This is a genomic window from Planctomycetota bacterium (assembly GCA_018242585.1).
Classification (GTDB): domain Bacteria; phylum Planctomycetota; class Planctomycetia; order Pirellulales; family PNKZ01; genus JAFEBQ01.
The window spans coordinates 1-13,120 of record JAFEBQ010000015.1 but is presented as its reverse complement, the minus strand read 5'-3'; the positions used below and the strand labels follow the sequence as shown (position 1 = coordinate 13,120).

Here is a 13,120-nt window from a genome sequence, read left to right as displayed (position 1 = left end):
AACGGGGAACAGTATTTACCGCGTGTTTCCTTCGCGGCGGGCCGCCGGGCCGAGCAGCGCATCGAGCCCGCGGTTCAGCCCGTCTTGCACGGCCGTGGCCGCCGAATTGCGGAACAGCTCGCCGGCCTGGCGATCGAGTTCTTGCCGGTCAAGTCCCGGCCGGGTAATCGTGCCGCCGACCGGCACGCGCAACAATTGATTGCGCAAGGGCGAGCTCATCGGATTGTTCCCCAGCCATTGTTGTGGCACCGGCATTTCGACCATCAACGCCAACGATTGATCGAGACCGACCGAACCTTGGGTACGGAAGCTCATCGTCGGCGTGGCCAGTTCGAGCCCCTGGTGGAAGATGCGGCCATTGACCATGCGGAACTGCATTTCCGATTCACGCTTGAATTGCAACGCCGAGTTCGCGCCCACGAGCATCGCCAGCTCTTGCATGATCGGGCCGCCGGCAATATCGACCGAGTGCAGCGTCAATTTGCCTGACAGGTCCCCCTTCGACGGAGCGGCAAGCGGCACGCGACAGTCGCTGATGGCTAGCGAAATCTGCCCTTGCGCGTGAGTCACGCCAGCCAACATCGGCGCGGCGTACGCGATCGCCTGGCCGCACATCTCGGGACTTAGCTCGACGTGGTCGAGCAATACCGCCGGCGCGTGCTGCAACTCAGCCGGCGCTGGCGACAAACGCGCCACCGGGGCCAGGTTCATGCGCCCGCCGCCAATCGGCAACTCGACGGGCAAGCAACGAAGCCAACCTTCGCGCAGATCGAACGTCAGCTGCGCCTTGTTCATTTTCAGCCCGTACAGATTCATCCAATCCCAACCCAACTCGGCCCTCCCGGTGAAGGGCTTGAGCCAGGCGTTCGGATCCTTGGGATCGAGCAGTTCAGTCGGCGTGTTCAACGGGCCAACGAACGAAAACGTGCGCGATTGCTGGCCGGCCAACTGCAAATTCGGCCCCACGTATGGAGCCACAATTCGTTGCACCTTGGCTAGGTCGTAATTGATTCGGCCGTCAACTTGCAGCATCCGCCGCGCGGACAGTTCCTCGAGCTTGCCGGCGACTTGCAAGGCCAGCATGTCGGATTGCAGCTCGCACTGCTTGACTTCGATCTTGTCGGACTCGCGGTCGTATTCCGCCGCGGCCAGCCAGCGAATGCTCGGCTCGTGCCACTGGCGGCTGCCGCGCGGCGTGGCCAGCACGTTTTCGGCGTTGGCGTCGACCGTGAGCGTGGTCTTGCCCGACTGGTAGTTGAATACCGCCCGGCCCTTGAACGCCCCACTCACTTCCCACGAACGCGGCTGGCGCGGGTCTTGGAACCAATCGAGCAGCTTGTGCAGATTGGCATCGGCGGTGATTTCGCCTTGGGTCAGGTGAGCCGAAGCGGCTGCCAACCCCAGTCGGGCGTCGCGCGAACGGAGCGTCGCGACCGACGTTTCAAGTGTCGCTTCTTTCAGATCGAGCAAGTTCTGCGCGCGATCCCAGCGCCCGACCAACCGACACTTGGCCGCAGGTTCATCGATGAACAACGACCACCCGTTGACTTGCAGCGGCGTGACCGAGAGTTCGCACTTTTCGACATCGACCACTGACGACGAGAGTTGCATCACACCCGTGACCTGCATCTGCCCTTCGGCGTTGAGCCCGGGCAAGGGCCCAATCGCCGGCGTCAAGCGACGCCGCCAGGTGCCCAGGCTTCCTTGCATGCTTAGCTCGACGGGCCAACTGGTGGCCACCGTCGGATGGGCGACCGGCGTGGATAGGTTCAATAACATTAAATCAGTGCCCGAAACCAGCTTTGCCTGGGCCGACGCGACTTGCTGCAGGTTTTGCTGCTGGTCCAACGACCCGCGGGCGCCAAACGAGAAGACCAACTGCTGCTCGGTCCAGGGCGCAGCGCCGGCCGTCGCCAATTCAAAGCCGTCGACAGTTAATTGCCCGCCGGTCTGGAACGCGCCGTCGGGTTGACGCTGCCAGGCCATTTGGGCCGTGCCGCGCCCCGCCAGGCGGATGTTCGACAGATCGACGAACTTGCCCAGTTCTTGACTCAGGCGTTGCAGGTCGAGCGTACTGTTCAGTTGGCAAGCGTCGGCCGTGCCGGCCCCTTCGACCTGGATGAAATTCGATTGGCACTGCAAGCGATCGACCACCAGCCCGCGTTGCTCGTCACGGGCGGCGAACGCGATCCGCAACGGCTGATCCCAACTCACCTCGCGACCATCGTGGACGGCCACCAGCCGGCTGGCTTCGATTCGCCCCAGCCAGGTGTACCCCGCCGGCTCGCGCCGCGTGTTGAGTTCGACGTCAAGCTGCCCCGACGCCACCTGCGTGTCGTCGCGCACCCGCAGGGTTTGCGGCATCAGCCGGGCCAACTGGGCCAGGTCGACCCGCATTTGCAGTTCGTTGTTGCCGCGCGACAGATGCCGCGCGATCTCGCGCGCATCCGTCAGATCGAGCAGCTTGTCCGCCTCGGCCACGTCGGCCTGCAGCGACAGTTTGCCAATGTCGCACACGGCCTGCAATCGTGTGACCCGGGCCTGGTTGTTCTCCCACGTCAGATCACAGGGGATATCCAGTTGGGCCAGCCGCAGAGGCTCGCCGCTGAGCTTCGGGACCAGGATGCTGAGTTGGCGAAAGTTGACCTGTCCCTTGGCCGATTGGCGGACATTGCCCGACTGGTCCAAACCCCATTCACAATTCAAGTCGCTCGACATCCGACCGGCGAGTTGGATGTTGGTTTGCAAGCGCCGCAACAGAACCTGGGGCAAGCCGAGCGGGAAGTCCTGGGCCTGGAGGACCAGACGCCCCATCGGCACTTGCCGACCGTGGGCGTCGGTGGCGCTGCGTAGCGAGACCTGAGCCTGGAAAGGTCCGCCTCCGTCAGCCGAACGGGCCAGGCCGCGAGCGGCAATGTCGGACACACCATCAGCGCCGTCGACGATGACTTGAAAATTGAGCTGCGACAGTTCTGATTGCCGACGTGCCAAGGCATCGTTCACCGTGATCGTGGCGTCAACCACTTCAAGTTGCAGATGTACGCTCGCCGACGACGAGGGCTGATCGCTGGGCGTTAGGTACTTGGCGAACATCTGCTCGAGGTTGCTCGACTGATCGTCCAGCACCACGTTCAGTTGCGGATTGGTGACCCGAATGCGGCCCAGCTGATGTGGCGACCAAAGCAAGTCCCATAGGCGTTTGTCGCCCTCCACTGCCGGCACACGCGCCACCAGTTGTCCGCTGGCGTCGGTCAGTTCGATGTCGCGCGCGGCGAGGGGCGACCACCAGCCAATCGACAAGCTGCCGACGGCCAACTTGCCGTCCAGGTCGGACGTGGCGCGATGAATGAGCTTTTGCCCCAACGGCGTCCGCGAGACCACGGTTGGAAACGCGGCCGCAAACACCACCAGCAGCACCGCCGCCACGATCAAGCAATGCCAGAGCCGGCCGCCGCGCGGCTTGCGCTTGACTGGGGTGAACGGAACGGCATCCTCACCGGAGCGACGGACCTTTTTGGTCGCCATCGTGGCGTCTCGCTTTGATTCGACGATAAGATAGTAGACCGTCGGCGCGAGCAGACTGGCGGCGAGTCAGATTCGCCCTGCCGCGCCAACTTCCTAAAATGGCGGGGCATTCTAGCGAGGCTGGCAGTTCGGACCTAGATCGACTGCCGCCGGCCCAAATGCCAGCACCGGCAGTGCGTCCCTGACCGGTTGCTAGCGAGAGCTAAGGGGACGTGATCTAATGGCACGCCGTACCCAGCGGCCACGTCAACGGTCGAGTATTTGAGCCCCATTTCGTCTCAGTCTTGCCCCATGCGAATCCTGATCGCCAGTCACGAGCCCTGGGACGATGCGCCGGTCGGCCGGCGCGTCGGGCAACTGGCCTCGCAGCTAGCGGCGGCGGGGCACCAGGTGCGTCTGCTGGTGGTCGATTCAGGCGAGTTGGCTGGAGGGCGCGCGGCCTCGCTGTCGGCGGGCGTTTCGCTGCGTCACGCGGTCTGCCGAGCCGGCGACACGACAGCGATGGTACCGTTTGCCGCGCCGCGATTCGTGGCGGCCAGCGAGCACCAGTCGTTCGCGCGCCTGACCGATCAGCAAGTCGATCAATATCGCGACCAACTTCGCACGGTCTTCGACGACGAGATTCAGGAGTTCAATCCGCATCTGGTCCATGCTGAGCATGTCTGGCTGCTGGGGCATTTGGCCTTGGAGGCAGGTGTGCCCTACGTGGTCGAAGCGTGGGGAGCCGAGTTGGAACTGCTGGCGGTCGACAAGCGCTGGCTCCGCTATGCCCGCGAAACGGCCGAGAACGCTGGCCGGATATTGGTCCCCAATAATGACGTTGCCCAGCAACTGCATCAGACGTTTCCTGGACTCGAAACCGAGGTCACGCTGACGTCGCGTGACGACGTGAATACACCGGCCGGGCGCGACAAGCTGCTCGACGTTTACCGAGCCGTCGTCCGCGCGCGATGCGGCGACGTGCCGCTCGATTAGAATGAATGGCGATCAACTTTGCGCCATTAAACCAACGACGACTACGTATCATGCCCGACCCCTCGCCACGTCCCAAGGCCGAAGACATTTGCCCGCGGCCGGCTTCGATTCCAGAAAACATTCACTCGCACGCCCCGCCGATCTACCCGGCCAGCGTCTATCGCTGTGAAAGCACGTCCCAGGCCGAGCGGTTACTCGCCGGCGAAGAAGCGGGCTTTGTCTACAGCCGCGACGGCCATCCCAACGGCGCGATGTTGGCCGAAAAGTGCCGCGAGCTGCACGGGGCCGAACGGGCGGTGATGTGCAGTTCGGGCATGGCGGCGCTGGCGGCCGCGGCGCTGGGGGTGCTTAAGCCGGGCGATCACGTGGTGGCCAGCAATCAGCTTTACGGCCGCAGCCTAAAATTGCTGGTCGATGAACTGACCCGCTGGGGTGTCGCGTCGTCGGTGGTCGATACCTGCGATCTGGCTGCGGTGCGTGCGGCCTGTACCAAGCAGACGAAACTCGTCGTCGTCGAGACAATCAGCAACCCGGTGCTGCGCGTGGCCGATATTGGGGCGCTGGCCCAAGTAGCCCACGATCACGGGGCGGCGCTTCTGGTCGATAACACCTTTGCCTCGCCGGCCCTGTGCCGGCCGCTGGAGTTGGGCGCCGACCTGGTGCTCGAAAGTCTGACCAAAGTGATGAACGGGCACAGCGATGTGCTTTTGGGAATGTTGTGCGGCCGGGCCGCGTGGTTCGAGCGGATTCCCGGCACGATCGGCACCTGGGGCCTTTCGGCGCCGCCGTTCGACTGCTGGCTGGCTTGGCGCGGGCTAGCGACATTGGCCGTGCGATTCGAGCGCGCGGCGGATAACGCCCTGGCCATCGCGAAATGGTTGACCGGGCGCAAGGAAGTGACCGCGGTCCACTACCCGGGACTGACAACTCATCCCGATCACGCGCTCGCCCAGCGACAATTCGGCGAACGGTTCGGCACGGTGGTCACAATCACGCTCGGCGGCGACACACCAGCGGCCGACCGGTTCATTGCCGCGGCGCGGCGCGTGCCCTTCTGCCCGTCGCTGGGGGAATTGAGCACGACCCTATCGCATCCGGCCTCGACCAGTCATCGCACCTTATCGGTCGAAGCGCGCCGGGCGCTGGGGATCGAAGGAGGAACGCTGCGGCTGTCGATCGGCATTGAGTCGTGCGAGGAAATCAAGCAGGCGATCGCCGAAGGCCTGGCTGCGGTGTGAGCCCGATTGTCCGCGAAACGACGCAATTCCCTTAGCGTCGATTGCGGCTTATATTATTGAACTCGTGATCGGGCAGATTTTGGAATCCATCAGAGGATGCGAACAATGGCGTCGGCGTTATTGGGTGTGCTGGTGATTACGGTGTTGGTGATCTTGGCGGTCGGCGTGACGGCGCGAATGACGCTTGGGCAATAGCACCGCGGTACACGCCATTAGCCCCCGGTCAATGACCGGGGGCCTTGTGAATCGCGCTTTGGCAAACTCTTTGCCGATGGCGAGTGGACCCTCATCCGGCCTATCGGCCACCTTCTCCCCGGGGGAGAAGGGTTGCTTCGTGCTCGGTGATGGACTTGGCGCTGTTGGCGTTCGACGGCTCTAACGGCGCGGCTTTCTTTGTGGGCGGCGTTCGGCTTGGGCGGTGTAAGGGTCATCGGGCCAAGCGTGTTTGGGGTAGCGCCGCTTCAACTCCTTGCGCACCTGCGGGTAAGTGTTGGCCCAAAAGCTGGCCAGATCGTTCGTGATCTGCTCGACGCGCAGGTTTGGTCCCAGCAGGTGGAGCAGCACCGGCACGCGGCCGGCGGCCACCCGGGGCGTCTCGCGCAGACCGAAGACTTCTTGAATCCTCACGGCCAACAGCGGCGGCTTGCCCACCTCGTACTGCAGGGCAATGCGGCTGCCGCTGGGCACGGCAATGTGCGTCGGCGCGTCCCGATCGAGATTCACCGGCCGCGCGCCACGATCGAGCGTCGCTTGAATGAACGGCAACATCGAGCTGCGCCGCAACTCGTCGAGCGAACGCTTTCCTTCACACCAGCGCGGCAACACTTCCTGGCGCAGCCAATCGCCAGTGATCTCGGCGATTTCCAACTCGGGTATCCAGGTTCGTAAGCTATTCACGCGAGCGATGAATTGCCGGGCCGCGTCGTCGTTTTCGAGCAGTTGATCGAATCGTTCGCCGGCCTCGGCCGCCAGGAGCTGCGACGAGTCGACAGCATCGCTGACCGCCGTGGGCGTTTCTCGAATCACCAGGTCGCCATAGCAGGTCTGCTTGAAGGCCACGACCGTTTGCCGCTCGCGATCGAAGCGGGCCACGGTTCGTGTCGACAGCATCTCGGCCGGTAGCCAGTCGGGCTCAATGGCCGAGGCCAGACGCACGACGCTTTCGCTCTGACCGAGTTCCTGTAGTTCGACGCAAACGAACATATCGGCCCGGGTCACGGCGCTCGACCGATCGAGTCGCACGCCGCGGCCACCAACCATCACGGCGCGAGGACTACCCGGCTCACGGCGGCGCGCCACCCGATCGGCAAAGGCCGTCAACAGCGCGTGGCGCAGCGCCTCGTCGGCGTCAAGGTCAGGCCGCTGCGGCCGGCCAAACAATTCGCCGACGTTGCGAACAAGCTGTTCGGCCACTTGCAGGGCGCTCCGCGCGCCCCCCCGATCGAGCCGGCCGGCGGCGTGCTGCAGCGCGCCCGAGCGTTCAAAGGCGTCGAGGGCCGCGATCCGATCGGTTAAATCGCAATCCGAGGCGTGACTGGCCGCCTCGCGAGTGCGCAAAAAAGGGTCACGATCGGAAAGCAACGCGGCTGCCCGGGCGGCGATCTCGGGGTGTCCGTGCCGGTGGCCGTCGATCAACAGTCGGGCCAGGCGCGGATGGACCGGCAGCCGCACCATCGCCTGCCCCAGTTCCGTCGGCACGCCATCGGCGGTGGCCCCCAAGCGCTCTAACAGCTCCAGCGCACGGGCAAGCGATTCGGGGCGCGGCCGCTCGTACCAGGGGAACGTCTGCAAGTCCCGCTCGCCCCAGCAGAGCAATTCGAGGGCCGCCCCGGCCAGGTCGACACGTTCGATTTCCGGTGGCGTCTCGGCCGCCAGAGCCTGTTGCTGGCGCTCGGTCCACAGTCGGTAACTACGCCCCGGCGCCGTGCGACCCGCGCGACCGGTGCGCTGGGCGGCCGACGATTGCGAAATCCGTTCGAGTTGCAGCCGATTCATGTCGAGCGTCGGATCGTGGCGCAGCACTCGGGCGTAACCACTGTCGACCACGGCCGTCACGCCGACCACGGTGACCGACGTTTCGGCGACATTAGTGGCCAGGATCACGCGCCGACGCTCGCCGGGCTGCAAGACGCGTTGCTGCGCTTCAAGGGGCATATCGCCGAACAATTCGAGCGTGTCGAAGTCATATTTACCGGCGACGCCATTCAAGCGCTCGCCCGTGCGACGAATCTCGCCGACGCCAGGCAAAAACGCCAATACATCACCCGTCGTTGCATCGAGCGCACGTCCCACGCCCGCGGCGACGAGGTCTTCGAGATCCCCCTGCGGCTCGTGCCGAGTGTATTCGACCTCGACGGGGTACAAGCGGCCGCGGCTTTCGATCACCTCGGCACCCAGCCAGCGGGCGACCGGTTCGGCGGCCAACGTGGCCGACATGACCAGAATCTTGAGATCGGGGCGGACTTCCTGCTGCACGCGGCGAATCATCGCCAGCGCCAGGTCGCTGTTCAGATTCCGTTCGTGGAACTCGTCGAAGATCACCACGCCGACGTGTTGCAGCAGCGGGTCTTCCTGGACCTGGCGCAGCACGATCCCCTCGGTGGCCACCAGCACGCGGGTGGCGGCCGATGAGCGATTCTCGAAACGGACCTGGTAACCGATCTCGCGGCCCAGTTGCAAACCCGTTTCGGTCGCCATCCGCGTGGCCGCGGCGCGCGCCGCCAGCCGGCGCGGTTCGAGCATCACCACGCGCCCTTGGCCAGCGAGCCCGGCCTGCCAAAGTGCGGTCGGCACGCGGGTCGTCTTGCCCGCGCCCGTCGGCGCGCAAAGGACCACTGCCGGACGCTCGCGCAGAGCCGCGATCAATTGCGGCAGCACTTCGTCGATGGGCAGCGGAGCGAGCGCCATGCGCAGGATCGTTACTGGAAAGAGCCGCCGCCGAAAAAAAGACGCCCCCGGCGAACGCTCGCCGGGGGCATTGTCTGTTCAAGTGATTGCAACTCACAACGCTCAATACGACATCGCCGATGCGATCAATCGTCCGAGCGCGAGCTGGCGATCAGCTTGATGAACTCTTTATTGGCCTTGAAGCGGCCCAATTGCTTGGTGAGCTGTTCCATGGCGTCGACATGGTGCATCGACGACAAGGTCCGCCGCAACATCGTCACGGCGTGCAAGGTATCCGGATCGAGCAGCTTCTCTTCGCGGCGCGTGCCCGACTGGCTGATGTCGATCGCCGGCCAGACACGACGGTCAGCCAGCTTGCGATCGAGCACCAGTTCCATGTTGCCGGTCCCCTTGAACTCCTGGAAGATCAGCTCGTCCATGCGGCTGCCCGTGTCGATCAGAGCGGTGGCCACGACGGTCAATGAGCCCCCTTCTTCAAAGGCGCGGGCCGTGGCGAACAGCTTCTTGGGGATGTCGAGGGCCTTGATGTTGACGCCGCCGCTCATGGTGGCGCCGTTGTTGCCGACCCACTTGTTAAAGGCGCGAGCCATGCGGGTGATCGAATCCATCAGCAAGAACACGTCGTGCCCCAGCTCGACCAGCCGCTTGCAGCGTTCGACGACCAGTTGCGAAATGCGGACGTGGTTTTCGACATCGCGGTCGAGGCTGCTGGCAATGACTTCGCCATTGACGCTCCGCTGCATGTCGGTGACTTCTTCGGGCCGTTCGTCGATCAACATCACGAACAGCTTGACCTCGGGATAGTTCTTCGAGATCGACTGGCTGATCTGCTGGAGCAACACGGTCTTGCCCGAGCGCGGCGGAGCCACGATCAACGCGCGTTGCCCGCGGCCCAGCGGCGTCAGCAGGTCCATCACGCGCGGGCTCAGCGGCGTCGCGCCAATCTCCAACTGCAGCCACGATTCGGGATTGATCGGCGTCCGCGTGTCGAAGCCTTTGATGTTTGGATATTCTTCCGGCTTGATTCCGTCGACGTCGGTGATCTCGCGCAAGCGCGGACCTTCCTGCTTGCGAGTATGGGCGGCCATGCCGTTGACCAGCACGCCCTCGCGCAGGGCATAACGCTCGATCATCGTACCCGGCACGAACGGGTCGGTACGCTCGCGCGAGTAGTTCGTTTTGGGGTCGCGGAGAAAGCCATAGCCATTGGGGTGCAATTCCAGCACACCGGCCACGGGCATCAGCGGCACCGGTTCGCCATTTTCGGTGGTCTCGGGCTCATACGAAGGGTTGTATCCTTCGCCGCGTGGCATCCCGCCCCCCACGCCTCCGCCGCCCTGACCGAAATGTCGGCGATGATGTCGAGGCCGACCGCCGCCGTGATGAAAACCACCACCACCCCCGCCGCCACCACCCGGACCGCGGCCACGGCCGCGTCCCCGCTTCTTCTTGGTCATATCAACTTCTTACCTGCTACAGAGAGTCCGGCGTGGGACTGTCGATGGCTGCCCAGCTTGGGCCCGCGAAGGCCCGCACGCGCTGAGTCGACTTCGCTCGACAATTGCATCATCCGGCACTCGACGACACCGACGGACGCGGGCTGGCCATAAAGTGGCAACCAGCGCGCCGGCGGCGGAAAAAAACCCGTCGCTAAGGCGACAGAAACCAACAGGAATGCGCGTGGCGCACATTTGTGCCGCGCGAACATTGCATCACTTACGACCCACAACGGTCGTGCGCTCGCGCCAGTTCATCGGGCGCTGCGCCGATCGATCGTGGCTTCAACACCACGGCTTACTTGCGGCGGAATGCCTGGGGAACCTCGGGATGCCAATTCGTCGCACCCGAGACCTACCGCGAACCAACTCGCACCGCGCACACCATGACGCCGTGACGAGCGGAAACGCTCAGGCAATACCTGCCATGCGAACTTGCCGTGGACGCATCTCCGATTGCTCGGAATGCCCCAAAAAACCTGTGGCCAAACACACCATTTGGCGAGTAAGCGTGTGGACCTTGGCCGGCCTTGTGGAGGGGCACTAGCGTGATGACCCGTCCTGGGTCCACCGCTAGCGAAACGCCAAAGGCAAAATACGTGTGGGGCCAGCCCATCCAACAGGGACGCGAAAGCTCACGATGGCGAAAAACTCGCTGTATCGTCCGCAACTGACCGTGTGCGAATCAAACCTGATCCGCCGATCGCTACCCTGCGGGAGTCCACGCTAAAACGCTTGGGGGCCAAACGCTTGCTGAACCAGTGGCCCGCGGGCTTGGCACCGCTGCTGGCTTTTCCAGCCGCAATTCGGGGCCACCACGGGCCGAGAGTGCCTTCTGCAGGCATTAACTCGTGTAACGCTGGTCAATCTTAACCGGCCATTAGCCCTTGTCAAGCCAACTATTTAAGGACTTAGGTCGCGCTGCCGTGCTCTTGGGGCAACCTCGCCTCGGACACTTGGGCCGCCATGCCAGCAGCCAGGAACCGCAAATTTTACGCAACCGTCACCACCCCTACGACCGATATAGGAGCAACAGCGTCGAGCGATGAGCGTTCGTTTCAGCCCGGAACCGACTGCCATGTCATCGGTCATGAAAACCTGCAGCGCGTTGATCCTCGCGCTCGCCTGCGCCGGCACCGCCCGGGCCCAAGGCCTGACCTGGGAAACCGATCTGAACACCGCGCTGCAAAAAGCAGTGCAGTCCAACAAGATGGTCATCGTTCACTTCGGCGCTGTCTGGTGCAAGCCGTGCAAGCAGCTTGAACAAAACGTCTTCAACAAGCCCGGCTTCGGCAGCGATCTGCAAAACTCGTTCGTGGCCGTGAAACTCGATTTCGACGCCCATCGCGACCTGGCGCAGCAATGGGGTGTGAAGGCGATTCCAGCCGACGTCATCCTGACCTCGTACGGCAAATATGTTGAGCGCGTGCAAAGCCCGCAGAACGCCGAGAGGTATGTCGCGTCGATCTACGAGGGCGCGCTGCGGGCCAAGAGCAAAGGCCCGCTCGCCGGCCTGCTGGCTGGTACGCCAGCCGGCCCGTTGCAACCTCCGGCGCCGACAACTCAGCCCGCCGCGCCCGCTCAGCCGAGCGCGTCTGCCGCAACTCCCCATGCCACGGCAGCAATGCAAACCGGCTACGGCGCCGCGACGCCAACCGCTGCGACATCAAATCAATCTGCCGCGGCCTCACCTGCCGCGCCCTTGGGTCCGGTCGGCTTGCCGCCGGGCGTGCCGCCGCTGGGGTTGGAAGGAAACTGTCCGGTGGCGCTCGTCGAGCGCAAGAACTGGGTTCCTGGAGACGCGCGCTGGGGCGCGATTCACCAGGGGCGCACGTACTTGTTCAGCGGTCCCGCCGAACAGCAACGCTTCTTGGCCCAGCCCGATCATTACAGCCCGGCCCTGGCCGGCAACGACCCGGTTTTGGCCATTGACCAGCAGCAACAAGTTCCCGGCGCGATTGCTTGCGGGGTGTTCTACTCGCAGCGGATTTACTTGTTTCAGAGCCCAGACACGTTGGCCAAGTTCCGCGCCAATCCCGATCGCTATACCTCGGCCAGCGGCACGATTCGCTAGTTCGACCGCGAGCCGAGCCAAAACGCATTTCAAGAGGAGACGGTGTCGTCGGTTGCCTGTGATTGGTTGTCGATGATTGAGAGTTAGTGCCGAGGGAGCGATTGGTGCTGCCGCGGCGGGCGGGGCAGGTTCCGCCGCACAGCAAATCATCGACAACCGATTCCGGGCAACCGACCACGTCGTCTTCGGCGTTTCAAGGGCCGACGCCCCCGCCTTCATGGGTGTCGGTTGATCATTGGGTCGGCGAATTCGCCGACGTCGCGACGCTCATAACAGCACCAATCCGATAACGTGGTGTGTCGGTTGATCATTGGGTCGGCGAATTCGCCGACCTGATGGCTCGGTCAAGATGGAGATTGCTGAACAGTGTCGGTTGATCATTGGGTCGGCGAAAAACAATACAGGGTCGGATTCGTGTGTCGGTTGATCATTGGGTCGGCGGGGAGGGGTAGCCATGCGGTGATTAGTGTCGGTTGATCATTGGGTCGGCGAATTCGCCGACTCGACCTCGAACATCGCTTCCATCGCGTCCAGATAGGTGTCGGTTGATCATTGGGTCGGCGAATTCGCCGACGCTGGAGCGGTTGGCGGTGTGGGAAACACTGGGGCAGTGTCGGTTGATCATTGGGTCGGCGAATTCGCCGACTTGAACTGCCGCAACCGCGGCATGTCTCTAACTGTTCGTGTCGGTTGATCATTGGGTCGGCGAATTCGCCGACTTCTATCCCGAGTTCGTGATGCGCCTCGCCACCGGAGTGTCGGTTGATCATTGGGTCGGCGAATTCGCCGACGCAACGCGCCGCGTAGGGCGCGAGTGCGGATGCTTCTGTGCGCGGTGTCCTTTGGAACGGCGAATTCGCCGACGTCAGCACGCCCGCCCAAGTGAACGGCACGGGAACCTGTGG

6 protein-coding genes and 1 CRISPR repeat array are annotated in these 13,120 nt (G+C 63.7%); of the genes, 3 read left to right on the top strand and 3 right to left on the bottom strand.

Features of this window, described 5'->3' with window-relative positions:
* Nucleotides 1-15: 15 nt before the first annotated feature.
* The gene (locus tag JSS27_08035) at nucleotides 16-3,525 is read right to left on the bottom strand and encodes a hypothetical protein (GenBank protein ID MBS0208887.1); all 3,510 of its coding nucleotides are present in this window, start codon (nucleotides 3,523-3,525) and stop codon (nucleotides 16-18) included.
* A gap of 291 nt (nucleotides 3,526-3,816) precedes the next feature.
* Here JSS27_08035 and JSS27_08030 point away from each other — a divergent pair, with 291 nt between their 5' ends.
* Both JSS27_08030 and JSS27_08025 read left to right on the top strand, forming a co-directional pair.
* Nucleotides 3,817-4,500 carry a glycosyltransferase gene (locus JSS27_08030; GenBank protein ID MBS0208886.1) on the top strand — a complete coding sequence of 228 codons (684 nt, stop codon included), beginning with the start codon at nucleotides 3,817-3,819 and terminating at the stop codon, nucleotides 4,498-4,500.
* A gap of 50 nt (nucleotides 4,501-4,550) precedes the next feature.
* Complete coding sequence (locus tag JSS27_08025) at nucleotides 4,551-5,738, top strand: aminotransferase class I/II-fold pyridoxal phosphate-dependent enzyme (protein ID MBS0208885.1); 1,188 nt, start codon at nucleotides 4,551-4,553, stop codon at nucleotides 5,736-5,738.
* A 375-nt stretch (nucleotides 5,739-6,113) separates the two neighbouring features.
* Here the strand turns inward: JSS27_08025 and hrpB are convergent, their stop codons facing one another.
* Together hrpB and rho are read right to left on the bottom strand one after the other, a co-directional pair.
* The gene (gene hrpB, locus JSS27_08020) at nucleotides 6,114-8,645 is read right to left on the bottom strand and encodes an ATP-dependent helicase HrpB (protein MBS0208884.1); all 2,532 of its coding nucleotides are present in this window, start codon (nucleotides 8,643-8,645) and stop codon (nucleotides 6,114-6,116) included.
* A 125-nt stretch (nucleotides 8,646-8,770) separates the two neighbouring features.
* Nucleotides 8,771-10,102: a transcription termination factor Rho gene (rho, locus tag JSS27_08015; GenBank protein MBS0208883.1), complete on the bottom strand. Its 1,332-nt coding sequence runs from the start codon at nucleotides 10,100-10,102 to the stop codon at nucleotides 8,771-8,773.
* Nucleotides 10,103-11,219: 1,117 nt separating this feature from the next.
* Between rho and JSS27_08010 the strand changes: the two genes are divergently transcribed.
* Nucleotides 11,220-12,215 carry a thioredoxin family protein gene (locus JSS27_08010; GenBank protein ID MBS0208882.1) on the top strand — a complete coding sequence of 332 codons (996 nt, stop codon included), beginning with the start codon at nucleotides 11,220-11,222 and terminating at the stop codon, nucleotides 12,213-12,215.
* 221 nt (nucleotides 12,216-12,436) lie between these two features.
* Nucleotides 12,437-13,079: direct repeats of the CRISPR family, unit length 27 nt; unit sequence GTGTCGGTTGATCATTGGGTCGGCGAA.
* Between the last annotated feature and the right edge of the window lie 41 nt (nucleotides 13,080-13,120).

Bases quoted from the DNA above. Each gene is read 5' to 3' on its own strand.
- JSS27_08035 (MBS0208887.1), bottom strand. From the start codon at position 3,525: ATGGCGACCAAAAAGGTCCGTCGCTCCGGTGAGGATGCCGTTCCGTTC.
- JSS27_08030 (MBS0208886.1), top strand. From the start codon at position 3,817: ATGCGAATCCTGATCGCCAGTCACGAGCCCTGGGACGATGCGCCGGTC.
- JSS27_08025 (MBS0208885.1), top strand. From the start codon at position 4,551: ATGCCCGACCCCTCGCCACGTCCCAAGGCCGAAGACATTTGCCCGCGG.
- hrpB (MBS0208884.1), bottom strand. From the start codon at position 8,645: ATGGCGCTCGCTCCGCTGCCCATCGACGAAGTGCTGCCGCAATTGATC.
- rho (MBS0208883.1), bottom strand. From the start codon at position 10,102: ATGACCAAGAAGAAGCGGGGACGCGGCCGTGGCCGCGGTCCGGGTGGT.
- JSS27_08010 (MBS0208882.1), top strand. From the start codon at position 11,220: ATGTCATCGGTCATGAAAACCTGCAGCGCGTTGATCCTCGCGCTCGCC.